This window comes from Bacillus infantis, from assembly GCF_020171945.1.
Classification (GTDB): Bacteria; Bacillota; Bacilli; order Bacillales; family Cytobacillaceae; genus Bacillus_AB; species Bacillus_AB infantis_A.
In genome coordinates this window covers 490340-515189 of the sequence record NZ_JAIVAP010000003.1, presented here as the reverse complement: position 1 = coordinate 515189, position 24850 = coordinate 490340, and the positions used below count along the sequence as shown (strand labels likewise).

Sequence of the window (24850 nt, the reverse complement as noted above, 5' to 3'; positions counted from 1 at the left end):
CAATTTTTGACAAAATGTGATAAAATTGGTTAATAAACCATCCGAAAGGCAACAGAAGCTATGAACAAAACAAGCCTGATAGAAAGCCGGAATCTGCTTCTGATACAGCTGCTCTGGCTGTTTTACATAATTGATACAGCTTTTTACACATTGGTTGATCAGCGCTATGATTTGCTGTGGCCGCCTGTCGGCCTTGGCTTTTGCCTGCTGCTCACCGGGCTCAATTATTTTAAGCCAAAGCCGCACTTTATGATGATTGTAATCCTGGCCAGTATATACAGTTATCTGTTTTACCTGAACCTGCAGCTTCCTTATTTGGTCAATTACATTTTTCTGGTGTTCGGTATCATTTTATCGGCCTTTTACCAGAGCTATCTTGCCCTGGGCATTTCCACCTCGCTGGCTGCCGTATCCCTCATAACCCTGAATATGGCCAATGGCCAAATAATCGCAGAAATGTCAGGCCCCGAGGACTTGCCTTATATCCTCCTGTTTGCCATTCTCACAAGCATTCTGCTGTTTTTCATGATCAAGCATGCAAACAGGCTGTGGGAAAAAGCTGAGAGAAATGAAATGGATGCCAGGAAGGACCTGGAATCGACCAGGTCCTATATTGATGCTTTTTTTGACAATACCAGCGATTCCATCGTAATCGCAGATGCAGAAAAAAGGATCTTAAGAATGAATGGCAGTTTCTTCCTGCTGTTTCACTCGGCAGCCCCGGAGCTTGGGGACAGCCTTGAAGCCATCATAGCGGATGAAAATGGTGAAATTTCCGCTATGCTTGATTCGGCGCTTCTTGGCCGCAGTATTTCCGGAGCTGAACTTTCTTTTCCGGGTGTCAGTGATGAGCCAATCGTGCTAGAGGCGACCGTATCCCCTGTCTATAGTTCTCAACATAAGATTTTTGCAGTATCAATGGTCATAAGGGATGTTACTGAAAAGAAAAAGCTTGAAGAGTATCTGCGGAATTCTGAAAAATTGAAGGTCACCGGTGAAATGGCGGCGAGCGTCGCCCACGAAATAAAAAATCCATTAACGGTCATATCAGGCTTTATCCAAATGATCGGTGAAAAAGATAACGATTATGGGCAATATATTTCGATCATTCATTCTGAACTGGAGCGGATGAACGGGATCATCAATGAATTTCTGTATCTATCCAAACCGCACACACCAATTATGAAACCCCAGCCGCTCGAACCGCTGCTAAGTGAAGCAGCGCTCCTGTTTGAAACTGAGGCACATTATAGAAATGTGCGTGTTGTTAAGGATATTCCTCCTGGCTGCGGAACTGTCCTTTGCGATCCCGGCAAGCTGAAGCAGGCCTGCATCAATCTGGTTCAAAACAGCATTGACGCTATGCAGGAAGGCGGTGTTGTAAAGATCTCATGCAGACAGACCAGCAGCGGTGAAGCAAGCATTCTAATCGAAGACAGCGGATGCGGTATGCCCGACGAACTTTTGCAAAATATCAAAAAGCCTTTCTTTACCACTAAGGAATCAGGCACTGGCCTAGGGCTGATGATTACAGAGCAGATTATCCAGCAGCATAAAGGCAGGCTCTCGATCACCAGCATGGTGGGGGCAGGCACAACAGCCGAAATCCATCTCCCCCTTTTAACAGAAGATCTGGACGGCAGTCAGTCAGAATAGATATTATGCAGAACAAAAGCACAAGCGCCTTGATCACCCCTTAAGAAAACAGACTAAGAACGCCACGCCCTGTGGCAGCGTCTGCATGCTCACTTCCTGGGGGCCTCAAGACGAACCGGTTAGGTGTTCTTTGCCTTTTCGGGAGATTTTGGCTTGTGACTCCGGGGCAGCTGCTGGACGCTGATCAGGAATATATAATGATCCACAAAACTTTCAATCCTTACATTCCTAAATACAAAAAAGAGCCGGGGAATCCCCGGCTCTTCTTATTTTACAGGCTTTTGTCATCTACAGAATTCAGCCAGCTTTCAATTTCACCGATTACGGATTCTACACAGCCTTCCTCAAATGGCGAAAGAAGATTAGCTTCCTTGACCAGCTCTGTGAAAGGAAGGCTTCCGCCCAATCCGCACAGCTTGACATAATCGCTCCATGCCTCTTCCTGGTTTTCCCTTGAACGCTTCCAGAACTGGAAAGCGCAAATCTGTGCAAGCGTATAGTCAATATAATAGAAAGGCGAATTAAAGATATGCCCCTGGCGCTGCCAGAAACCGCCGTTCTCCAGATACTCATTTCCTTCATAGTCTTTATGCGGCTGGTATTTCCTTTCAATTTCCCTCCAGGCCTGCTTACGCTCCTGTGGAGTAGCAGTGTGGTTTTCGTATACCCAATGCTGGAATTCATCGACGCTTACTCCGTAAGGAAGGAAAAGCAATGCCGAGCTTAAGTGGGAGAACTTGTACTTGTCTGTATCTTCCTTAAAGAAATTCTCCATCCATGGCCATGTGAAGAACTCCATGCTCATGGAATGGATTTCTGCTGCTTCATACGTCGGCCAGTTGTATTCAGGAATTTCAAAATGGCTGCTTGAATATACCTGGAAGGCATGGCCGGCTTCGTGTGTGAGCACATCGATATCACCTGAAGTTCCATTGAAATTGGAGAAAATGAATGGTGCTTTATGGTTCTCAATATAAGTGCAGTAGCCCCCTCCAGCTTTCCCCTTTTTCGCCACAAGATCCATCAGCTGATTTTCATTCATAAAAGAAAAGAATCTGCCTGTTTCTTCTGAAAGTTCGTCATACATTTTCTGGCCGTTTTCAATGATCCACTCAGGGCTTCCCTTCGGTACTGCATTGCCGGTCTTATATTGGAAAGGCTCATCATAGTATTTCAATTCATCTAGGCCGATTCTTTCCTGCTGGCGCTGCTTTAGCTTTGTCGCGATCGGGACGATATGCTCTTTGACCTGGCCGCGGAATTTGGCAACCATTTCTGCATTATAATCCGTCCGGTACATTCTGTAGTACGCCAGCTCTACAAAGTTATTGTAGCCAAGCTTCTGTGCAATTTCGGTCCTGACTTTTACAAGGTCGTCATAGATCCGGTCAAGTTCCTCTTCATTGTCAGCAAGGAATCCGAAACGTGCCTCCTGTGCCCTTTTCCTCATTTCCCTGTCGGTTGATTCAGTAAAAGGCTCCATTTGGGCCAGCGTACGCTCTTCACCTTCAAAATCTATCTTGGCGGAAGCCATCAGCTTCGTATATTCAGAAGATAGCTTATTCTCCTTCTGCATAAGGGGAAGGATTTCCGGCTTGAACACCTTCAGCTGTGCATCAGCCAGTGCAAAAAGCTGCTTGCCCCATTTTTCTTCAAGCTCTGAACGAAACTTGGAGCCTACCAGCTCTTTATAATAATCCGTTACAAACCCTTCCAGCTGCGGCTGTACATCATCCATATAGCCCTGTTCATTTTTATAAAATTCGTCATTTGTGTCAATCGAATGGCGGATATAGCATAAGTTGAACATTGTCCCAATATCATTGCGAATCTGATTGAACTCTTTCATCGCTTCATTCTGTTCATCGGCACTTGCTGCCCCCCTGAACCTCTCCAGGGCAGCTTCAAATTTCCTGCCCGCTTCGTCCATGTCTGGACGGACATATGTATATTCACTGAATTTCATTCTTTTCCCCCCAAATATCTTTATTTTCAAAAACCATACTAAAGATTCGACATCCAGCAGGAAAATCCTCCTGATAAAACAAAAAACACAGCAGGTTCACTGTGCTTTGCTTTAGAATCTTCCGACAGATAAGCCGAGCTTCTTTAAAAGATCGATTGCTGTCTGCTTTTCTTCATTAGAGAGCTCTGACATCAATTCATGGATGAACTGCTCATGAGACGGAAAGATCTCCTCGATGAACGCTTTGCCTTTCTCTGTAATCTGGGCAAATGTCACGCGCCGGTCTGTCGGGCAGGCCACACGGCGAAGATACCCTTTTTCTTCAAGCTTGTCCACTACATAGGTAATACTGCCGCTTGCAAGCAGGATTTTCCCGCCGATTTGCTGCAGCGGCTGATCTCCTTTGTGATAGAGCAGCTCAAGCACCGCAAATTCAGTCGGATTCAATCCGTATGTCTGAATCAGCTTATTGACATTCTCATTAACAGCCCTGCAGGCCCTTGATAAAACGATAAAAAGCTTTAATGATTGATTTACCTGTTCGTTCCCCATTTTTAAACAGATCCTTTAACACATTATTTTATCTCAAATTCAGCATTATTATAAGGAAGCTTGTCTCTTGTGTCAATTTTTGGGCTGTAATGATGGAGAATTAGCTGTAACCTTCCAATTTTCATTCACTTCTGCCTTCACAGGCTGTTCCCTCATGATATATTCAGCCAGCAGTTCTGTCATATCCTTATGGATTTCCCGGATGACAGGTTTATTCTTAAACATCCAGTAGCCGCCGCCTCCTCCTGCCCGGTAATGGTTCATGACCACCTCGAACACTTCGTCCATTTTCATTGCCTCTCCTCTGCGCTCCAAGACAGTGACACGGCTTCCTTCAGGCATCGAGAGGTTCAGCTCATACTCGATCCCTTCCCACATATCATAACTGTAATGCTGGGGTTTTGGCTTTGAAAAGGAAGGATTCACTTCAATTTCCCCATTTTCACCGACGCAGAAGTAGGAGGCAGACCTTTCCAGTGCATCTTTGATGTCCTGGCCTGTTACCTGCAGTACAGAGAGTGTGTTCGGATAAATATAATTGGTCATGATATCCCTCATGGTCACCGTGCTGCTGAATCCCGGGGCACCTTCATTGAAAAGGGCAGTGCAGGAAATATTTGCACCGGATGCGTCCATCTGGACGCGGTTGACCAGCTCAATCAATGGATGCTCCCTGATTCTGGCTTCCAGCGGATCTGAGATCAGCATATTTTCCGTCAGAGAGCCTATTTCTTCATCTAGCCATTTTTGCGTTTCATTTTCGTAAAAGCTTGCATCATGGATGATCTCCTTGTCACATTCCCCTTCATTGCTGATCAAAGATGTCTCCAGGCCGGCGATCGTCCACTCATGGCGCACCTTTTCAAAGGTCACTTCTACTTTGCCCAGATGACTTCCATGGGCTCCCGGCATGATGACCGGCACCCCATTCACTTCTTTGCCTGCAATCATCCTATGCTGATGGCCGGTGATCAGCAGATCGATTTCCGGAAATTCCATGCAAATCCTGTAAGCCTCATTTTCTCCTGTTTCCGCCTCCGCTTTGGCGCCTGTTTCCAAATCCCGTTCAAAACCCCCATGATATGCGACCGCAAGGAAGTCGGGGTTTTCAGTTTCTTCTATATAAGGAATCCAGCGTGAAAGAGCCTCAATTGCCGAGTCGAAGAAAAGTTCCTGAATATGATCAGGTCTCTCCCAATTCGGGATATGGCTTGTTGTAATCCCAAGGACCGCTATCTTAAGCTCATTCATCTCCTTAATTACATATGGAACTCCAAAATACGGCTCCTTCGTTGTCCGGTGCAGCACATTGGCGCTCAGCCAGGGGAAATTGGATTCACTGGCAGCACTTTTGATCATTTCGATCCCATAATTGAATTCATGGTTGCCGATTACAGCAGCATCATACTCCAGCTTATTCAGGACCTGGACCATGGGATTGACACGGTGCTTTAAGAACCGGGAATAATGGTACATAAGCGGCGTGCCCTGGATCAGGTCGCCGTTGTCCAGAAGGAGTGCATGTTCTGTTTTCCCTTTCTCCTGCCTGATCACTGATGCGAGTTTGGCAAGCCCCGCCTCCTGTTCTTTTCCCGTGCTGTAATCGTAAGGATAAATGCTGCCGTGCAAATCAGATGTAATCAGGAACGATACTGTCTCTTTATTTTTCATCTAACTCCTCCCTTTAGTACCTATTTATCATTCTAGGCTGCTGTTAAACTTGAAATGTTCATAAGTGGTATAATAACAAAAGAGCCAGGCCGGGTACGAGGCGCTCTTCTCAATTATACAAATTTCTATTGAGGTAAATACAAATGAAAAAATCAAAGAACTATATTTTGTATCTCGCAGCCGTTATGATCCCTGCGGTCATTTCCAGCCTCTTTTATATGAACAAGCTGCTGGATCAGAATATCAGCGACCGCCAGGAAGCAGCCAGGTGGACGGCAGCCATCCACCAGCGGCACTGGGATGACTTTATCTCGGAAACTGTTTCTACCCTTGAGGTTCTTTCTGTTTCAGCCTCAGCGGAAATGCAGGATCCTGCTAAAATCGCACCGCTGCTTCAGCGCATCCATCTGATGGATTCACGCTATGGCGGATTATATGTAGCCGATGCCCGCGGAGAAGTCATCGCAGGATCTAACTCTCTGTTTGACAACAAAAGTATGCTTGAAAAAGATTATATACAGGAAGCAATGGATGCCAAGGATATCGTCATTTCCTCCAGGCAGGAAACGCTTGAAAATGGCCAGAAGGTCATTGGCCTGGCAGCGCCGGTGCTTAAAGAGAACCGGGAGATTGCCGGTATTGCCATAGCACAGATCAGGGTAGACCATATTGAAAATATATTGACCATGCTGACGCCCGATGCCAGGCTGGTTGTCTACAACCAGGAGGATACGCCGATCATGAGCTTTAATATGGCGGATTCCGATTCATTTGGCAATATGCAGACAGTCATGATCCCGATCGAGAGGCTCCCCTGGACAATCAAAACAGCCGTCCCTGACAGGGATAACGGAGCAATCTTCAAAGAGGCAGCGGGATTTATCGCAAGGCTGCTGATCATCTTCCATATCATCTTCTTTTTTATCAAATATATCATGCTTAAAAGGCAGGCGGCAGAGGAAAAGAAGAAAAACGAATTGCAGAAGCTTGAACTGGTCGGCACCCTTGCAGCAAGCACAGCACATGAAATCCGGAATCCTCTGACCGGAATTAAAGGGCTTGTCCAGCTTCTCAGTGAAAAATACACACATTCCGAGGATCAATACTTTTTTAAAGTGATTGACACAGAGATAAGCAGAATTAATGAAATTGTGAGTGAGTTCCTGATCCTTGGAAAACCTGCAGCCCTGAACATGGAAAAAATAAATCTAAAAGACATCATTTTTGATCTGATTCCCCTTTTCGAATCCGAGGCTTCACTGGCAAATGTGCAGTGCACCTACCATCTGCCGGATAACCCAGCAATTGCCGAAGGTACACAGGATCAGCTGAAGCAGGTGCTTCTCAACCTTGCAAAGAACGCTTTTGAAGCAATGCAGGACGGGGGGCGGCTCTCCATCTCCCTGCACACTGTCGGCGAATGGCACAGCATCATTCTGGAAGACACAGGCTCTGGCATACGTGAGGAAGACCTTGAGAAGGTATTCACGCCATTTTTCACATCAAAGGATATGGGAACTGGGCTTGGCCTTGTTGTATGCCAAAGGATCATTGAGTCCTTCGGAGGCAGCATCAGCATATCAAGCAGATTGAATGAAGGTACAAAAGCTGAGATCCTGCTGCCTGTAAAAGAGTAAGGGGGCAGGCACCCATTCACCAAATGTAAAGCAGAGCACCATACGGTGCTCTGCTTTACATCATTCAAGGGTAAAAATCGGCTGTTTCTCCTCGATCCTGCCCTTCAGTTCAGCCATCATTGAAAGAAGGCTGCTGCTTCTGTCCTCCGGTGCAATCTTTTTATGGAGGACAGTATAGAGGACAACATCCCTGAGTCTCAGAAACAGCGGGAGCTGGTCCAGCCACCCGGGAGGAAGAGGCCTGATTTCTTCATAGCCTGAGGCAAATTCTTTCAGAAATCCTGCTGCAAAAGTATTTTTCTCCTGCTGTGTATTGTTTTTGCAGCGGTAAAGGACCGAGTAATACACCGGGATGGCTATATCTGAGGAAAACCAGTGGTAGGCGCAGTCATCAAAGTCAAACGGATAGACCTTATTTCCATCAAAAAAGAAATTGCCTGAATGAAGATCTGTATGCACAAGCCCAAAGCTGTCTTTTCCTGCAGGCAGTTCTCCAATGATGCTGATGAGTTCCCTGCTGTTTGCGATTACACCTGCATGCCCCTCAGCAGGTACATACCTTTCAGGAAAAAGGACATCCTCCTCATCCCACCCCGGCCTTGTTCCAATTCCAGCATTTGCTTTATAAATGGCTGTTGCATCATGCATCTGGGCAATGATCCTGCCCCACGATTTGAAAAGATCTTTGTCAAACTCTCTATCAGTTACTGCTATTGGCCTGCCCGGAGCTTTCGAAAACAGACACGCATAGAACTTGCTGCCATCCCTGCAACCAGCGGTTAAAATTCTTTCCCCTGAAGCTGCTATCACCTCAGGAACCTGAATTCCCTCAGAGAATAAATGGCTGAGCCAATCGATCTCGGCTGCAATATCGCGAAAAGACCGATGCGATTGGTGAGTAAGCCGGAGGATATACGGCGTTTCCCCCTTTCTCACTTCATAAACAAAATTCTCAAAATCCCCAAGCAGCCTGCAATCCTCTTCAAGTCCGTACATATCCTTCATGTCTTGAAGAATTGAACTGCCGTCCAGCAATTCCTGAATATATTTTTCCATATTTGCCTCCAGATTTGATTTCCACACAGCTCCATTGTAAATGAATCATGGATAAAACTACTAAAATATATTATGCTATTTTATTATGTCTTATTTCATTAAAGAACTCTATCGATAATAAACACCAGGAGGTAAATCAATGGGACATCCTGCAGCGGTCCAAAAGCAAAATTATAATGAAGGGACAGCCTATAAAGTTTTATTTATCATCGGGCTCTGCCATCTGTTGAATGATACGATCCAGGCTGTAGTGCCTGCAATGTTTCCCATCCTCGAGAAGTCGATGGGGCTGACTTATACCGAGCTGGGCTTCATAGCTTTTTCCCTTAACATCGTTTCTTCGGTCCTACAGCCGGTTACCGGCATGCTGACTGACCGGAAGCCCATGCCATTTGCACTTCCAGCCGGGCTGGCCATTTCACTGGCCGGAGTGCTCGGCATCGCTTTGGCCGGAAGTTTTCTTTCAATAGTACTATCGGTTGTGCTGATTGGCCTCGGTTCAGCAATTTTCCACCCTGAAGGGTCGCGTGTCGCCTATATGGCTGCAGGGACAAAAAGGGGACTGGCACAGTCGATTTACCAGGTGGGGGGCAATACAGGACAGGCGCTTGCACCGCTCATTACAGCCCTAGTGCTCGTGCCGCTGGGGCAAAGAGGAGCTTCCTGGTTTACATTGGCTGCAGCCCTTGCTTCCGGCCTTCTAGTCTATATCGCCTTCTGGTATTCCGGACAACTGAAGGATGAAAGGCAGCTGGGTTTGAAAAAATCCAGGACCGGCAAAAAAAGGCAAAGTGCTTTTAAAAGCAAGATAGCACTTTCATTGGCGGTTATCCTCTTCCTGATTTTTGCGCGATCCTGGTATATCTCAGCCATCACTAATTTTTATGCTTTTTATGCGATATCAGAATATTCCTTCACAATTACGCAGGCACAAGTATTTTTGTTTGCATTCCTGGCAGCAGGCGCTGCAGGAACTTTTTTTGGCGGCCCATTATCTGACCGTTTTGGAAAAAAGAGAATCATCTTTGTCTCTATGGCTGCATCTGCACCATTCTCAATCCTGCTGCCGTATATGCCAAAAGAACTTGCTTTTATCTTTTTGCTGTTAACCGGCTTCATACTAATGGCGAGCTTTTCGGTTACAGTAGTCTATGCGCAGGAGCTGGTGCCTGGAAAAATCGGCACCATGTCCGGGCTAACAGTCGGCCTGGCCTTTGGGATGGGAGCAATCGGATCAGTAGCACTCGGATGGCTGGCAGATATGATCGGCCTCCCGCTGACTTTGGCTGTCACCGGCTTCCTTCCTCTATTAGGCCTTTTATCGGCTATTCTGCCTTCAGACGGTCAGCTTGCAGACATGCAGGCCAAAGATTTATAAGCTCAGCTTTTGAAATAGGCTGTCCGAACCCGCGTACCGGTTTGGACAGCCTATTTCATATTCATTCTTTTCTGCCGCACATTGATTTTACGGGGAACTTTTTTCTTTCTGCTGTATATATTAGTATTGCGCGTTAAGCCCATAAATACGGTTAGTCTAGATTGCATGGTGCTCATCATGCTTCAAAGGAAAGGCGGGGAGCTTTATACCATGAGCGAAGTAATTATCGGGAGCGTACTGTCTGCCCTTTCAACAGGCCTCGGGGCTTTGATCATACTGTTTATGCACGGGAGCATCACCCACCGCTGGAGAGACATCTTATTGGCATTTACAGCGGGCATTATGATGGCAGCCTCCATGATGGGACTTATACCTGAGGCACTGGCTGCGGGAGGGTTTCTTCCGCTGGCTGCAGGTGTTTTCCTCGGTGTTCTCTCCTTAACGCTGCTGGAGAAGAATATACCCCATATTGACCTTCAGCATTCGAAGAAAGGGATCGAATTTGATGAAAAGGCAATGCTGATCATCGCAGCCATCACACTGCATAATATCCCGGAGGGTTTATCCGTAGGGGTCAGCTACGCTTCAAGCACAGAAGATACAGGCAACCTGATCGCCTTTGCCATCGGGTTGCAAAATGCCCCTGAAGGATTCCTTGTAGCTTTATTTCTGGTAAACCAGAAAATACACAAATTCAAGGCATTTATTATTGCCACCCTGACAGGTGCGATAGAGATTGTCACAGGGCTTCTCGGATTCTATCTTACATCATTTATCAGCACTCTCGTTCCTTATGGCCTTGCCTTCGCCGCAGGCGCCATGCTCTTCATTATCTATAAAGAGCTGATCCCTGAGAGCCACGGAGACGGAAATGAACGTACTGCCACTTATTCCTTTATCATTGGCCTTCTGTTTATGATCTTTCTGATCAATATTTTTTAGCCTGTCAAATAGAATTGGGGGCCTGATAAAACAGGCCCCCTCTTCAACGGATTTGGATCAGCTTCGGGAGATCCCGCAGCAGAGCCTATGCTTATCCAAAAGTGATGTGGTTATGCTGTGCTGTTTTCTTCTATGAGGAGAATAGCTGTGAAGTGTGATTTGCGAGTATTTTGGCTGAAGTAATAAAATATGCAATAATGTTCGGGCCGAAATCCCGGATAATCCTTTTTAAAGCTGACAACTGTCAAACATGCCGCTATAACTGCATCTTAGACTTTTGCCAGCTCCCTCGGCCAAAGGATCATCTCTTTATAGGGTCCCTTAACAGCTTCCTGATTTCTGCTTTCTTTCTTCATACTTTGCTGAAATTCCAAAATGAGCTTGTCAAGCTCCTGGCTGCAGCGGATCGTTGCCGCACTGGAAATCCCTTCTCTCTCTGCAATCTTAATCATCGCTTCCCTTTTCACCTGGATTTCTTTCATTAAATATTCATTTGACTGGCACAACTTTCTTTTCCTCCTAATCCGTGTCCCATTCCTTTTTTTATAATCCAATCATTCTATTTTCCCTCTTTAAATGTTTCTCTCTTTATATAATAATAAAAACAGCGGCGATTTCCCCAGTCATCCCTTCTCTATTCAGTACCATTCCTGGAATGATGAGAAATAATAGGCCACTTGAAGCATTATTACAAGAATTTCTATAAAAGTAAATAGATTCGCAATATTAGACAAATTCTTCAAGAAAAAATGTTCTTTCATAATTCGAAATATGTTATTTCGACAGATTTCTTTTTGTTTTGCAGATTGAATCTGACTGTATAATAAAGAGAGAGGGAAAAAGAATGCAGCTAATTAACCATTTTTGTTTTTCAGTTTCAAATCTCCAAAAATCCATTTCTTTCTATCAGGAGGCATTCAAGGCAAAATTGCTTGTTTCCGGCAGGACAACTGCCTACTTTGATTTAAATGGGCTATGGATTGCTCTAAATGAAGAAAAAGATATTCCGAGAAGAGAAATCAAAGATTCCTGCACTCATATCGCCTTTCATGCAGAAGAAGGAGAATTGGCAGAGCTGGAAAAAAGGCTTATAAAAGCCGGGGCTGTCATTCTGGCAGGGAGAGGCAGGCATGAAAAAGACGGCCGGTCCATCTATTTTGAGGATCCGGATGGGCATAAATTCGAATACCACACCGGAACCCTGCAGAATCGTCTTGATTATTACCGTGAGGAAAAACCGCATATGAATTTTTATTAAGAGAAACAAGAGCGGCTGTTTTAACTACATAATTTAAAATACGAACTGCAAAAAAAAGTATAAAACCCTGTTTATTGGAGTGGAAGGCACGCAGACTCCTGCGGGATTGCAGCGGCAGAGCTGAGACCCCGCAGGAGGTACGACGAGGAGGCTCAGCGCCGCCCCGCGGAAAGCGAAGTGCCTGGAACGGAAATCTACAGACTCCATTTAAAAGCCTATAGTATGTCAGAAACCGATAAAAAAGGATCGGCATATACCGATCCTTAGTTAACAGACTTCAAAAATTCTGGCTGCCTCTATTCTCTTCAATTAAGCTTCTGCGCCTTCTTTTTCATAGATTGGAACCCAGCCTTCAGAGGTGACGAAGATACGCACGGCGACAACCTTGCGATCTTCCTGGAGGGTGAAATAATGCCTGATATTTTCAGGAACAGAAATCAGGTCTCCCGGATCAAGGAATACTTCAAAAAAGCCGCCGTCTTTCCCCTGGATAATAAAAACACCGTGTCCGCTGACAATAAACCTCACCTCATCGTCTGTATGGTGGTGCTCCTGCTGGAAATTATTCAGCAGCTGATCAAGATTCGGCGTGCTTTCAGACAGGGAAATAACGTCCTGCGCCTGATAGCCCCTTCGTTCAGAGATATCTTTGATTTCAGCTGCAAAGCTTTCAAGGATCCTTTCCTTTTCTTCATCTGAAAGATTATACTTTTCCCTCAAATCCTCCGGCAGCTTCTGAATGTCCCAGTTTTCATAAATGACTTCCTGGCTGTCAAGGAAAGAGGCAACCTCTTCCTGGTTTCTGATTTCTTCTTTTGTGTCCCGCAATACAATATATGCCATCTTTTTAATCTCCCTTCAACATTTATATAAAGGCTTGAAGCGGCTTATGCTGCAGCAGCTTCAGCTGATAGCGGAATAAAAACTCTGAAGCCTCCAAAAGCTTTTTGGCTTCAAAGGGAGTGCGCCCCCATACTGTAATTCCATGATTGCGGATCAGAACAGCACCTGAATCAGCAAGGATATGCTCTGAAAAAGACTCAGCAAGCTTCGGGATATGAGCATGGTTAGGAATAATCGGGATCGTAAGGATTGCATCCTCATCCCACATATCAAAAGCCTTGATAAGCTCCTGGCCTTTGAAGGCAACAGATCCTGCATCCCCATACAATTCAGATATCACATTATTGTCAACCGTATGGACATGCAGGCTGCATCCTGCATTGGTTCTTTTATAAATTTCTACATGAAGAAGCGTTTCTGCAGAGGGTCTCAGTCCGGTTTCATCTGCAGGTCTTCCCTCATGGTCAACCAGCAGGAAATCCTTTTCTGTCCGCTTTCGCTTGTCTTTTCCGCTTGCCGTAACAAGGAATTGCAGCGGTTCGGCAGCAACCTTAATCGCAAGGTTCCCGCTTGTTCCCATAAACCAGTCCCGGCCTGCAAGTTCTTCCTTTATGTTTGCCAGCTGGTCCCATTTTTCCTGGATGAGGCTCATAGTTTCACCACCCCTATCAATCTCTTTAATTCTGAGATGCAATCAAAAAAGTCGGTGAACGGCCTGTGATTCAGGCCAAGCTCCCTGCTCTTCTGCAGGAGCAGATCTCTTGCCAGTACAAAATCGGCCTTCTTCGCGGCCTGCAGATCTGTAATGCTGTCGCCGATGACAATCTTATATAAACCTTCTTCGTCCCGCGATCTCATGATGGAAGGCTTGCAGCAGCCGCAGCCATTTTCACATTCTTCATCACATTCATGCGGCCAGATGATTTTAATCGCATCCCCGCTGAAATCGGAATGGTTGCAGTAGATGGCTTCAAAAGGGCCGAATTTGTCAAGCAGCGGGTGAATGAAAAAGTCGATGCCGCCGCTGACGATGTATAAAGGGATACTCTCTGTTTTCAGATACGCAATGAACTCTTCAAATCCTTCACGGATCTTTGCCTGACTAAGGACATATGCGGTGATTTCCTCCTTCAGGCTGCTCGGTAAAAGTGCAAACATCCGGCCGACGCCTTCCTGAATGGAAATTTCTTCAGCAAGGACCTTGTCCTTCAGTGATTCCCACTCAGGAGGGGAGAATTGCTTCATGATGCTGATGATATTATCTGATTCTGTTATCGTCCCATCAAAATCGCAGAACACTGCAAGCCTATCCATTCTGCAGCACCTCTTTGCTTCCCCAGAGAGCTATCGCTTTTGCCAGCTCCGGATATTCCTGCTGGGGCTGGTGCAATGTCTTTCCTTCCAGCACAAGGCTGATCGCCTGCCGGAATGCTGCTCCCCCGCCTCTTGCACCGTCAGGGTGGCCATGGACGCCGCCTCCGGCATTTATGACGCTGTCAACCCCGAAGTCCCTGACAAGCAGAGGGACCAGGCCAGGGTGGATCCCGGCTGAAGGAACAGGTAAGCTTTTTTTATAAATATCATCCTCTGTCAGCGCGGCGCTGATGGATAATGCCTGGTTCCGCTCCAGTGCCACGGAGCCATATGGCGAAGGGAACAGCGATAAGTCCGCACCGGCCATGCGTGCCAGTTTTCCAAGCAGTAAGCTGTGGCTTAAGCCGTAAACAGGAGAAGAAGTCATTGCACCGCTCACTGCCGGGTGGACCATGACCGGAAGGCCGATTTCCCCGTCCTCCCTTAACGCCTGAAGAACATCCAGGCCGTAGGCAAAGGCATTGAACAGCAGCATATCAGCACCAAGCTCTGCCGCTCTTTTTGCTTTTTCTTTCAGTTCAAATGTACGGCCTGTCAGATTCACTGCATAAAGTGTCCTGTGCCCGGTTTCTTCGAAGGCTTCCCTCAGCACCCTCTTGCCTTCTGTAATCCTGCTGGTGAAGGGGGCGAGCTCATTATCAAAGAAAATTTCATCGTCCTTGACGATATCAATTCCGCCGCGTGCCTGTTCCTTCAGCTGCTTCAAAAGATACGCGAGATCCCTTCCAATAACCCCTTTGAAGATGCTCATTAACAATGGCCGCCCATGAACATCAAGCTTGCTGCGGATTCCTTCAATGCCAAAGCGCGGTCCCGGGAAATTCCGTTTGAAGTCTTCTGCTGCATGCAGATCCAGAAGCTTGATTTTTCCGTCGAGCGAGAGCTTTCCAAATACAGTCGTCAGGACTGCAGGAAGGTCTGCGCTGAAATTGGCAGACGGGTAGGCGATTTTAATGAGTGCCCCATCTTCATTTCCATCCTGCCCTCCATACGATCCTTCAACAGAAACGACTCTCCCTTTATGCTTCTTAAGCTGCTCCCTCTCAAGATCCGGCAGTTCTGTCCAGGACCCCACTGTCAATCCCAATGCGATTTCTTCTGCCTTTTTCTCCAGATTCCCGCTGGATCCTTTCAGCAAATACGAAGCGATAATTTCACTCATTAGCGTTTTCCCCCTGCCATTTATGTATAGTTCATGCTGATTTCTCACTTGCGAATGTCCATATAGTGACAATGCTTTTATTAATTCAATAAAAAAAGACCCCTTCAGAAAGAAGAGGTCAGCGCTGTGTCCAACATCTTCTCATCTATCAGCTCAAAACGCTGCAAGAATTAGCACCGTGCTTTTTACAAAGTCGGTTGCCGGGCTTCATAGGGCTAGTCCCTCCGCCTGCTCTTGATAAGAAAACGAAATGTATATGAGATTAAAAAGTTTTCAGATAATCAATAATTCATTTGGATTATGCCATGATTACAAAAACATGTCAATTGATTTTTCAAAAAATATTCAACTTTCCGATTCTGGCTGCAGCCTCTTTAAGCCTCTCTTCACTTGCTAGCAGGCCTGCTCGGACATAACCTTCCCCATATTCGCCAAATCCGATGCCGGGAGCCACCACAACATGAGCTTTTTCGAGCAGTACATCTGCAAATCGCTCAGACGTCCATCCTTCGGGAACTTTAAGCCAGGCAAAAAAGGATCCCTGCGGGGCCTTGACATCCCAGCCTATCTCCTTAAGGCCTTCAATAAAAGCCTTCCGCCTGGAAGCATAGATCCGCACCAGTTCATCCACACAGTCCTGCGGACCGGCCAGAGCCTCGGCTGCCGCTTCCTGTACTGCACCAAAAAGGCTTACATACAGATGATCCTGCATAATATTGATGGCTTCAATCACACTTTCATTCCCTGCCGCAAACCCCACTCTCCAGCCTGCCATATTGTAAGTTTTCGAGAGTGTATATATTTCTATGCCTGTCTCTTTCGCCCCTTCTGCCTGCAGGAAGCTGACTGGCTTTTTGCTGTCAAATCCGATTGCACCGTATGCAAAGTCATGGACGACGCAAATATCATTTTCCGATGCAAAGCGGACCGTTTCTTCAAAGAATTCCTTGGTAGCCGTTGCGCCGGTCGGATTGTTCGGATAATTGAGGAACATCATCCGCGCTGACTGGATGTCCTGCTCAGAAAGCTCACTATAATCCGGCAGAAAATGATTCTTTTCTTTCAGAGGCATGACAGCCATGGAAGCTTTCGCAAGAGCCACCCCAGACCAATAATCAGGATAGCCAGGGTCTGGTACAAGGATCGTTTCCCCAGGATCCAAAAGGCATTGTGGGATTTCAACCAGGCCAGCCTTCCCGCCGAATAAAATGGCTATTTCCTTTTCAGGATCAAGGTCCACACCATATTCCCTTTTGTAAAATTCAGCTGCTGCAGCTTTCAGGCTGTGCTGCCCGCGAAAAGGGGAATATTTGTGATTAAGGGGAATTTCGGCTGCTTCCTGCAGCTTCCTGACGATATGCGGAGGAGTGGGTCTGTCAGGGTTTCCCTGGCCAAGATTGATGACATCATGCCCCTGCCCGGCATACCTGGCTGCTTTTTGCACCAATGTCGCAAAGAACTGCTTTGGCAGACTTTGCAAGAGTTCTGATTGAGGAAATATTTTCATCACATAGTCACCTGCTTTACATGTGGATTAATTTTTTTGTTTGAAAAACCAATGACAAATGATATAACGTAAAAGGTAGAAAGTAAAGAAATATTCTGCAATTTTAACATAATATCCTTTGCATACGGAGGTTTACCCTATGAAAATATCCTGCATCCAAATGGACATCTCCTTTGGCAGCCCTGAGAGAAATTTCGAAAAAGCTGAAACACTGATTGAGCGCGCAAGCAAGGACAAACCCGATATCATCGTGCTGCCTGAGCTGTGGACAACAGGCTATGATCTGACCCGGCTGGAAGAAATCGGGGACAGAAACGCAGAATCAAGCATCCAGTTTTTGCAGACTATGGCCCAAAAGCATAATGCCGCCTTCATTGGAGGAAGCGTTGCAAATAAGACAGCCGATGGCGTTTTCAACACCCTGCTTGCAGTCAGCAGCACTGGTGAACTTGTGCACCAATACAGCAAGCTCCACCTCTTTAAATTGATGGATGAACATCTCCACCTGTCACCAGGGAGCGGGGATGCGTCTTTCAAGCTGGATGGCCATTCGCTGGCCGGCTTTATCTGTTATGATATCCGTTTTCCTGAATGGATCCGCAAGCATGCACTTGAAGGAGCGGAAGCCATTTTCGCCGTGGCTGAATGGCCGATGCCCCGCCTCGCCCACTGGCGTGCCCTGCTGATTGCGAGAGCCATTGAAAATCAATGCTTTGTGGTTGCCTGCAACAGGGCTGGATCTGATCCGTCCAATCAATTTGCGGGCCACTCTATCATCATTGACCCCTGGGGAGAAGTTGTTGCAGAGGCTTCAGAACATGAAGAAATCCTATCAGCAGAAATCGACCTCAGGCTTGTAGAGGAAGTGAGGGGGCGCATACCAGTTTTTACGGACCGCAGGCCTGAATTCTATTAGAATTTTTAAATTTTTTATTGACAGAAAACATGAGCCGCTGTTACTATTTTTTCAAACGGCTGGCGGCAGCCGGTTTTACAAACTTATATTCTCTTATCAAGAGCAGGCAGAGGGACTTGGCCCGATGATGCCCAGCAACCGACCGTAATTCCATCGTGAGATGGGGCGCAATCCATGCGCCGGAGTATTCTCCATAAGGCACGGTGCTAATTCCAGCAGAAAGCTTGGCTTTCTGGCAGATAAGAGGTGCGAAGCTCAATACTTCAAGCCTCTTTCAGCATGAGAAAGAGGCTTTTTTATGTCCTGAAGAATAAAAAAAGCCTCCAAATTCAGGAGGGAACGACAATGACACTCGTAAAAAATAAATATGCACCGCTGACAGAAAAGACAGCCGCAGAACTCGCTGTAAGCCTCAGCCTGTTTTCCGGCACTGCACCTTTAACCACGGAAGAAATAGGCGACGGCAACCTTAACCTTGTCTTCAGGATCAAGGAAAACGGCACAGGAAAAAGCCTGATCATCAAACAGGCTCTCCCTTTTGCCAAGGTAGTAGGCGAAAGCTGGCCGCTGACTTTGAAAAGGGCCGCGATTGAAGCAGAAGCACTTAAAATTTTTAAAAAGCTTGCTCCGGAGTTTGTGCCAGAGGTGTTCTACAATGATGAAGAGCTCGCTGTGACTGTGATGGAAGACCTTTCACACCTGGAGATAAGCCGTACCGGGCTGATCACTGGAAAAGAATATCCGCTGCTTTCCGCCCATCTTGGAAATTATCTGGCAAGGACATTATACTTCACCTCTGATTACGGCCTTTTGCAGGCAGATAAAAAAAAGCTGGCTAAAGACTTTTACAACCCGGAGCTGTGCAAAATTACGGAAGACCTAATATTTGCTGACCCATATTTTGATAGCCAGACAAATGATTTCGAAGACGAGCTGAGAGAAGATGCAGAAGCTTTGTGGGCAGATTCGGCATTAAAGCTTGCGGCAGCGGGCCTCAGGAAAATTTTCTTGAATGAAGCGGAAGCCCTGCTTCACGGGGACCTGCACACAGGCAGCATTTTTGCTTCTGATGCTGAGACCCAGGTCATCGACCCGGAATTTGCTTTCTATGGCCCTGCAGGTTTTGATATCGGCCAGGTGATTGCCAACCTGTTATTCCAGTCGATCGCCAATCCTGAGAAAACGGGACTTATAGAAAATCATATTGAAACATTCTGGGGAACTTTCTCAGACGAGTTCTCCCGTTTATGGCAGAAGGATAATAAAGATCCTTTTGCAGGAACAGATGGTTTCCTATCCGCTGTCCTTCAGAAATATTGGGAAGATGCAGTCGGCTTTGCGGGCTGCGAGCTGATAAGAAGAACAATCGGACTGGCCCATGTTGCCGACCTTGACGGGATAGAGGACAAAAAGGCGCGCCTGTCTGCCAAAAGAGCCGCACTGGCTGCAGGGAGAAACCTGATTCTACAGCGCAGCGATATTGCTGATGCAAAGGAATTATCCAATATTGTCAGCCTCATTTCTGCTGGGTAAAAATATGGTATTCAGCCGGTTCTGAAAAACCCAGTTTTTCTGCCAGCCTTATACTTGCCAGATTGGCCGCGCTGCAATCCCAGCGCGGCTGAAGATTGTTTTCCAGGGCGGCTTTTATGAATCTCTCAGCAAGCATGGCTCCAAGCCCATTGCCCCTGGCCCACTCTGCTATATGGATATCCATCTCGGCATATGCACTGCTTCTGAATATAGAAACACATTCACCGGCTGCCTGCTCCCCCATCAGCGCCCTGATGCCAAAACCGGACTCCAGAAAATGCTCGATGGATCCCCAGTATGTGCTGAAATAATCCATCTGGAACTCAGGATACTTACCTGCTGATTGCCTGTCCAGCTCAAGAAAGGAGACTGCACTGTTTTTGGAAGACTGTCCAGAAACCGGCAAAAACTGCTGAAAGGAAATGCGCCGATGCATCTTCAGCCTTTCTCCAAACCGCCTTGAAAGCAATTGGTCCCAGCCTGCTGAGCCGGAAAAAAGCGTAAATCGTCTTCTGCTTCTCTCTGCCTCCTCCAATTTCCCGGCAATAAGGTCACCTAAACCGGCTTCCGTGCGCCCAGCAGCATAGTGGATGCCGCTGCTGAGGGATATAAGCAGACAGCCTAGTCTTCCCTGTACCTCTCCGGGTATGAAGCCATCAAGAACTGCTGAGGCAAAAACAGGGATAAAATCCATTCCTGGTATACGGTCATACTTATAAGCCATTTCCAGCTACTCCGGCTTTGCCCACATTTCACTGGGATTAAGTTCATATATGCCGTTTTCCCTGTACATGAAATGATTGATGATGAATTCTCTCCTGATCGTCGCATAGTCTTCATGGAATTTCTTTATATACTCATTAAGTTCTTTTTCAGGATATTTCTTTCCCATTTTCAGTCCTGACGCAATATGTTCAAAGATAAACAGCTTTTTCTTGCGCTGTGCCGGTATATTCTTGAGCTTTCCTTCTTTTGTGATGAAATTTTCGATAACCTTCTGTTTCTCATTGTGCATTTCCAGCATCTTTTCCATCTCTCCTTCTTTTTTATCAAACAGGTTAATGAGCACCTCTGCCTGCTGCTTGATAACAGATTCATTCACATAATAATAGATGGTGTTTTTATCACGGCGCTGATAGATGCTATTGATAGCTTTTAGCTTGTTTAAATGATGGGTGATTGTCGGGGGAGTCAGGCCCAGTTTGCCCGCAATTGCCTGGCCATGCAGAGGCCCATTCGATAATAGTGCTATAATCCGTATTCTGGCCGGGTCGCCCATCGTTTTATGAAATGCCACCAGTCTGTCTAACTGCATAAGATCAGCCTCCAAATTTGATGTTTATCTAATTAGATTTATATCAAATCAGTGAACGGCAGTCAATTATTTTTTGCAAAAAAAATTGCACCATTCCGCTGAATGATACAAATTTGAACAACCGATCTTCTTTTTGCTAGATAGTAAAAATGCTGCCCGGATCCTGGTACCTGCTCCGCTTCATCGGGAGGTCTATATGAAAAACGGTTCCTTCCCCCAGTTTGCTTTCCACTTCAATATTACCTTCATGCTCTTCTATTATCTTATATGTGACCATTAAGCCCAGCCCTGTTCCCCGTTCTTTTGTTGTATAAAACGGTTCTCCCAGCTTGCGCAATTTTTCCGGCGGAATGCCCGATCCCTCATCCCTTATGGAGATCCGGACGCTGCCTGTCTTTGTTTTTTGAACGCAGATGGTAATAATGCCGCCCTTTGGCATCACTTCAATCGCATTTTTAATAATATTTATGAACACTTTTTTCAGCTGGTTCGGCTCACAGAAGACCAGGGGGAGGTTCTTGGCATAATCTGTCCTGAACTGTATATTATGGAGAACTGCCTGGGCTGTCAGGAATTCAACTGTCTCTTTCATCAGCTGGATGATATCTTTCTCGACATACTGAATTGCCTGGGGCTTAGCCAGAATCAGGAATTCATTTATGATGGAGTCGATTCTCTGAAGTTCAGAGGTAATAATATTAAAATACATGGAATTTCCGCTCCCGGCACTATCCTCCAGAAGCTGGATGAATCCTTTCAAAGCCGTCATCGGATTCCTGATTTCATGAGCAATACCCGCTGCCAATTGCCCAATTACATTCAGTGTATCCGACTTCTTCAGCTGTTCCTCCATCTCCAGCTTCTCTGTAATATCCTTAAAAGTCGTCAGGCTGAGCCCTGAGAAGACATTCTGCTTCAAAGAGAATTCAAAATGCATTTTTCTGCCGGATTTCAGAATATAAGAAATCGTCCCGTTGGATTGGCCGCTGCCTGACAATTCCTCCAGATGCAGGCGCAGCTCCTCTTCCGTAATATTACAATCATTCAGCAAGGCAAGCAGGGACTGTCCCACAATTTCATGCTGCGGCATCTGCAGCATTCTTTCGCCCGAAGCATTGATATCGACGATGGTAAAGTTTTCATCCCAAAGAATCAGCCCCTCCAGGGCCCCTTCAAAAATGCTGCGAAACTTCCTTTCGCTTTCGCGGAGTTCTTCTTCCATTTTATGCCTCTCACTTACATTCCTGAAAATCGTCATATGATAGCCTTCAACGGCGTTCAGCTTGACGGTGAATTCAAGCAGTTTCTTTTGCCCATTTGGCATCAGAAAAAACAGCTCATTCCTCACCTGTCCCTCTTTATACAGCTCCTCGAGAATTTGGAAATAGCATTCATCCTTATGAAGAACGAAATCATCCACCTTCCTGGCAAGAAGCTCATCATGGGTGCTTTCAAAAATTCTGCAGGCTGCCTGGTTTGCATTGATGATTGTCCCTTTATCCCTCCAGTAAACGATCCCATCAAGTGCTTCCACAAAAAGGTCTTTATATAAGTCCTCATGTTTGCGTATTTTCTGTTCAAGCCGCCTTTTCTCAGTTACATCCCGGAAAATGGACAAAAGCAGGCTGCTATCAGGAAGGCGGCTCGTTGTAAATTCAAAGTAGGCAAGGCTGCCGTCATATGCCATAGGCAGAACACCTTTGACTTTTTCCTGGGACTGCAGCAGCTTTTTCTGCTTTTCCAGCTTAAAATGATAATCTCCCGGAACCAGATCATCCAGCCAGGATCCCTCGAGCTGTCCCTTCTCAGTACCTAAAAACCGGGACATGGCAGAGTTAACCGCAATAATCTCCCGCTGTTCAGTATAGATAATCATCCCATCTGCTGCGGAATCAAAAACATGATATACCTGAGCAGGCTTTCCCTTATGCCCGGCGGCCTGTTTCAGCCTTTCATTCTCCAGTTCCAGCTCGGCTATCTTTTCCTCCATTTGTTTTCTTGCTATATCTGATAAAGCCCCCACCTTTTTTCCTCCTTGAAGACATAGACTTGCCTGACATCTATCATATACCTTTCCATCTGCGCTGGAAAAATCTATCGGCTTTTATGGCTGTATACTATAACACTTACATTTTATTACTGTTCGGGTTAAAAAAAAACAATTTTTAGACAATTACCAGCAATTTTTCCCTTTCCTGCTACAGACTCCATCAAAAACAGGCTGCGGCAAAAGAGTTACGCCGGCAGCCTGTTATATCCATCTATAGCCTGAATTTAGAAATCATCTCGTTCAGCTGATCTGCTAGTTCGGACAATGACTGTGCATTATCAGAAATTTCCTCCATCGAGTGGTTTGTCTGGCTGATAGAAGCACTCGTCTGTTCAATCCCTGCTGCAGATTCCTCGGAAACGGATGCGATATTTTCAATTGAGTCGTTCATTACCGCAGAACTGCTCGAAATTTGTTCGAGGCTCCTGGAGATTTCATTGATGTTTTCAGACATCCTGTTGACAGACTGATAGATATTTTGGAATGTCTGGCCTGTATGCTCAATCTGGCCGGTCCCCTCTTCTACCTGCTCATATCCATGCTTAAGAGAAAGAACAACATCATTGGATTCTGCCTGAATCCCTTTTACAATCCTGGTGATGTCTGACACAGAGAAAGATACCTGTTCAGCCAGCTTCCTTACCTCATCTGCCACCACGGCAAAGCCTCTTCCGTGCTCACCAGCCCTTGCAGCTTCTATGGCAGCATTAAGGGCAAGCAGATTGGTTTGGTTTGCGATATCATGAATAACCTGCACTAGCTTCGAGATTTGCTTAGTCTGCTCATCCAGCCCCTGCACTTTTTGTACAGAAGACTTCATGATCTCATTGATGCGCAGCATCTGCTGCTGTGATTCTTTCATAAGCCCGTCGCCGTTTTTCGTCATATTCAGAACTTCGCCTGAGTCTTTCCTGATGGCAGCGCCGCTCTTATTGGCATACTCGACTTTACCAAGATAATCTTCCATCATTTCAGCAAGGCTTGTTGCAGAATTGGCCTGCTCCTCTGCCCCTCCTGAAAGCTCCTGCATGGTGGATGCAGCCTGCTGGCTTGCCGACCTGACTTCATTCGCCGAGATATTTAATTCCCCGCTTCTGTCAGTCACATAAGTGGACACGGCTGAAATCTCCTGTATCATAGCCTGAAGCTTTTCTTTCATGGAGTTGGAGGCCCGGCTCAGCTCTGCCAGTTCGTCCTCCCCTTCCATTTCCACCGATTCTACATTAAGGTTTCCTGCCGCTACCTCATTCGATAAGGTTACAATCTGGCTCAGCTTGCCGGAAATCATACGCCCGATAAGGAGGATGCTCGCCACCCCCAGAACAGAAGAAACAACGACAGAGACAGCCAATACTATCATCGTCAGGATGGTTCCTGCTTTGGCTGAAGCAACAGCACTTTTTTGGTCTTCCTTCAGAATGGTGCGCAGCTCGTCCAGCTGGCCGACTGTTTCTGTGATAATATTATCCACCTGCAATTTGCCCAGGCGGTAGCCCCTGACATTCTGAAGCTTTACTTCAGGGATGATAACATCATTGAAAATCTTTGTTATCTGCTTGTCATTTTGATCGATCCGTTTATAGAGGCTTTTTGTCTCATCATTCCTAAGTGAAGGCTGCACCTGTTTTTTTAGCTTGTCCATGCTTTCTTCAAGATCTTTGAAATTATTCAGATGCTTAGGATTTGAATCAATGATGTAATTTCCAATCGTGCTTCCTTTATTATTGAACAGGGCTGCAATTTCTGTTGTCTGGATCGTTTTATCCCCTGTTTCTTCAACTGTGTTCATCTTTACATTAACCATCGTCAGCAATACAAACGTAATGATGGTCGAAACAGCAAAAAGGCCAATGGTAATAAATAGGGCCGCCCCATATTTCTGTCCCAGCTTAAGCTTTCTCCAGAATTTTGTATTCATCAGCTTTGCAGCCAAGACGGATCCTTTCCGGCCTTTTTCCTTTTTTACTTTCGGCTTTTTGGCTTTAGCCTTTTTAACTGCTGCCTTTTTTTCCCCTTTCACATCTATTCCCCCTA

General features: G+C 46.1%; 21 protein-coding genes, 1 pseudogene and 2 riboswitches. Of the genes and pseudogenes, 7 read left to right on the top strand and 15 right to left on the bottom strand.

The genetic code is table 11. The features are described from left to right. The first annotated feature begins 60 nt into the window (after positions 1-60). Positions 61-1656, top strand: coding sequence for a two-component system sensor histidine kinase NtrB (locus LCM00_RS09285; RefSeq protein ID WP_224900532.1), 1596 nt, complete (start codon positions 61-63; stop codon positions 1654-1656). Between the two features lie 271 nt (positions 1657-1927). Here the strand turns inward: LCM00_RS09285 and LCM00_RS09280 are convergent, their stop codons facing one another. The 3 genes from LCM00_RS09280 to LCM00_RS09270 form a co-directional block, all read right to left on the bottom strand. Then, positions 1928-3622: a M3 family oligoendopeptidase gene (locus LCM00_RS09280; protein WP_224900530.1), complete on the bottom strand. Its 1695-nt coding sequence runs from the start codon at positions 3620-3622 to the stop codon at positions 1928-1930. A 111-nt stretch (positions 3623-3733) separates the two neighbouring features. After that, positions 3734-4174 carry a MarR family winged helix-turn-helix transcriptional regulator gene (locus LCM00_RS09275; protein WP_009794271.1) on the bottom strand — a complete coding sequence of 147 codons (441 nt, stop codon included), beginning with the start codon at positions 4172-4174 and terminating at the stop codon, positions 3734-3736. Positions 4175-4246: 72 nt separating this feature from the next. Beyond that, positions 4247-5845, bottom strand: coding sequence for a bifunctional metallophosphatase/5'-nucleotidase (locus LCM00_RS09270; RefSeq protein ID WP_224900528.1), 1599 nt, complete (start codon positions 5843-5845; stop codon positions 4247-4249). A gap of 143 nt (positions 5846-5988) precedes the next feature. On the opposite strand from LCM00_RS09270, the gene LCM00_RS09265 reads away from it, so the two are divergent. Next, complete coding sequence (locus tag LCM00_RS09265) at positions 5989-7482, top strand: ATP-binding protein (RefSeq protein WP_224900525.1); 1494 nt, start codon at positions 5989-5991, stop codon at positions 7480-7482. 60 nt (positions 7483-7542) lie between these two features. Here LCM00_RS09265 and LCM00_RS09260 read toward each other — a convergent pair whose 3' ends face one another. Continuing rightward, positions 7543-8538 carry a phosphotransferase enzyme family protein gene (locus tag LCM00_RS09260; protein WP_224900521.1) on the bottom strand — a complete coding sequence of 332 codons (996 nt, stop codon included), beginning with the start codon at positions 8536-8538 and terminating at the stop codon, positions 7543-7545. 139 nt (positions 8539-8677) lie between these two features. On the opposite strand from LCM00_RS09260, the gene LCM00_RS09255 reads away from it, so the two are divergent. Continuing rightward, the gene (locus LCM00_RS09255; RefSeq protein ID WP_224900519.1) at positions 8678-9916 is read left to right on the top strand and encodes an MFS transporter; all 1239 of its coding nucleotides are present in this window, start codon (positions 8678-8680) and stop codon (positions 9914-9916) included. A gap of 210 nt (positions 9917-10126) precedes the next feature. Further along, positions 10127-10858: a ZIP family metal transporter gene (locus LCM00_RS09250; RefSeq protein WP_224900517.1), complete on the top strand. Its 732-nt coding sequence runs from the start codon at positions 10127-10129 to the stop codon at positions 10856-10858. A gap of 269 nt (positions 10859-11127) precedes the next feature. Here the strand turns inward: LCM00_RS09250 and LCM00_RS09245 are convergent, their stop codons facing one another. Next, entirely contained in the window at positions 11128-11364 is a 237-nt protein-coding gene (locus LCM00_RS09245; RefSeq protein ID WP_224900515.1) for an aspartyl-phosphate phosphatase Spo0E family protein, read from the bottom strand. A gap of 338 nt (positions 11365-11702) precedes the next feature. Between LCM00_RS09245 and fosB the strand changes: the two genes are divergently transcribed. Further along, on the top strand, positions 11703-12116 hold the full coding sequence (gene fosB / locus LCM00_RS09240) for a metallothiol transferase FosB (protein ID WP_224900513.1): 414 nt from the start codon (positions 11703-11705) through the stop codon (positions 12114-12116). A gap of 309 nt (positions 12117-12425) precedes the next feature. Here fosB and LCM00_RS09235 read toward each other — a convergent pair whose 3' ends face one another. The 5 genes from LCM00_RS09235 to LCM00_RS09215 form a co-directional block, all read right to left on the bottom strand. Next, the gene (locus tag LCM00_RS09235; protein WP_224900511.1) at positions 12426-12959 is read right to left on the bottom strand and encodes a 1,2-dihydroxy-3-keto-5-methylthiopentene dioxygenase; all 534 of its coding nucleotides are present in this window, start codon (positions 12957-12959) and stop codon (positions 12426-12428) included. Between the two features lie 22 nt (positions 12960-12981). Continuing rightward, positions 12982-13611, bottom strand: a complete 630-nt coding sequence (locus LCM00_RS09230) for a methylthioribulose 1-phosphate dehydratase (protein ID WP_224900508.1) — start codon at positions 13609-13611, stop codon at positions 12982-12984. Further along, positions 13608-14273 (bottom strand): 2-hydroxy-3-keto-5-methylthiopentenyl-1-phosphate phosphatase, encoded by a 666-nt coding sequence (locus LCM00_RS09225; protein ID WP_224900506.1) that lies wholly within the window; start codon positions 14271-14273, stop codon positions 13608-13610. The genes LCM00_RS09230 and LCM00_RS09225 overlap by 4 nt, the downstream gene beginning before the upstream one ends. Then, positions 14266-15495, bottom strand: coding sequence for a 2,3-diketo-5-methylthiopentyl-1-phosphate enolase (mtnW, locus tag LCM00_RS09220; protein ID WP_224900503.1), 1230 nt, complete (start codon positions 15493-15495; stop codon positions 14266-14268). The genes LCM00_RS09225 and mtnW overlap by 8 nt, the downstream gene beginning before the upstream one ends. 138 nt (positions 15496-15633) lie before the next feature. Further along, positions 15634-15739: riboswitch (SAM riboswitch) on the bottom strand. A 90-nt stretch (positions 15740-15829) separates the two neighbouring features. After that, the gene (locus tag LCM00_RS09215) at positions 15830-17002 is read right to left on the bottom strand and encodes a pyridoxal phosphate-dependent aminotransferase (RefSeq protein WP_224900500.1); all 1173 of its coding nucleotides are present in this window, start codon (positions 17000-17002) and stop codon (positions 15830-15832) included. A 139-nt stretch (positions 17003-17141) separates the two neighbouring features. On the opposite strand from LCM00_RS09215, the gene LCM00_RS09210 reads away from it, so the two are divergent. After that, positions 17142-17918, top strand: coding sequence for a carbon-nitrogen family hydrolase (locus tag LCM00_RS09210; protein WP_224900497.1), 777 nt, complete (start codon positions 17142-17144; stop codon positions 17916-17918). Positions 17919-18008: 90 nt separating this feature from the next. Continuing rightward, a riboswitch (SAM riboswitch) is annotated at positions 18009-18164 on the top strand. Positions 18165-18263: 99 nt separating this feature from the next. Further along, positions 18264-19451 (top strand): S-methyl-5-thioribose kinase, encoded by a 1188-nt coding sequence (gene mtnK / locus LCM00_RS09205; protein ID WP_224900494.1) that lies wholly within the window; start codon positions 18264-18266, stop codon positions 19449-19451. On the opposite strand, the gene LCM00_RS09200 is transcribed toward mtnK, so the two are convergent. From LCM00_RS09200 to LCM00_RS24865, 5 genes and pseudogenes are all read right to left on the bottom strand, one after another. Next, entirely contained in the window at positions 19435-20175 is a 741-nt protein-coding gene (locus LCM00_RS09200) for a GNAT family N-acetyltransferase (protein WP_224900491.1), read from the bottom strand. The genes mtnK and LCM00_RS09200 overlap by 17 nt on opposite strands. 6 nt (positions 20176-20181) lie before the next feature. Continuing rightward, the gene (locus LCM00_RS09195) at positions 20182-20766 is read right to left on the bottom strand and encodes a DUF2087 domain-containing protein (protein WP_224900488.1); all 585 of its coding nucleotides are present in this window, start codon (positions 20764-20766) and stop codon (positions 20182-20184) included. A gap of 136 nt (positions 20767-20902) precedes the next feature. After that, positions 20903-22789, bottom strand: a complete 1887-nt coding sequence (locus tag LCM00_RS09190; RefSeq protein WP_224900485.1) for a PAS domain S-box protein — start codon at positions 22787-22789, stop codon at positions 20903-20905. A 238-nt stretch (positions 22790-23027) separates the two neighbouring features. After that, the gene (locus LCM00_RS24870) at positions 23028-23846 is read right to left on the bottom strand and encodes a methyl-accepting chemotaxis protein (RefSeq protein ID WP_404802149.1); all 819 of its coding nucleotides are present in this window, start codon (positions 23844-23846) and stop codon (positions 23028-23030) included. Positions 23847-23966: 120 nt separating this feature from the next. Then, positions 23967-24104 (bottom strand): annotated as a pseudogene (locus LCM00_RS24865) (HAMP domain-containing protein); the annotation flags it as partial. Positions 24105-24850 lie beyond the last annotated feature (746 nt).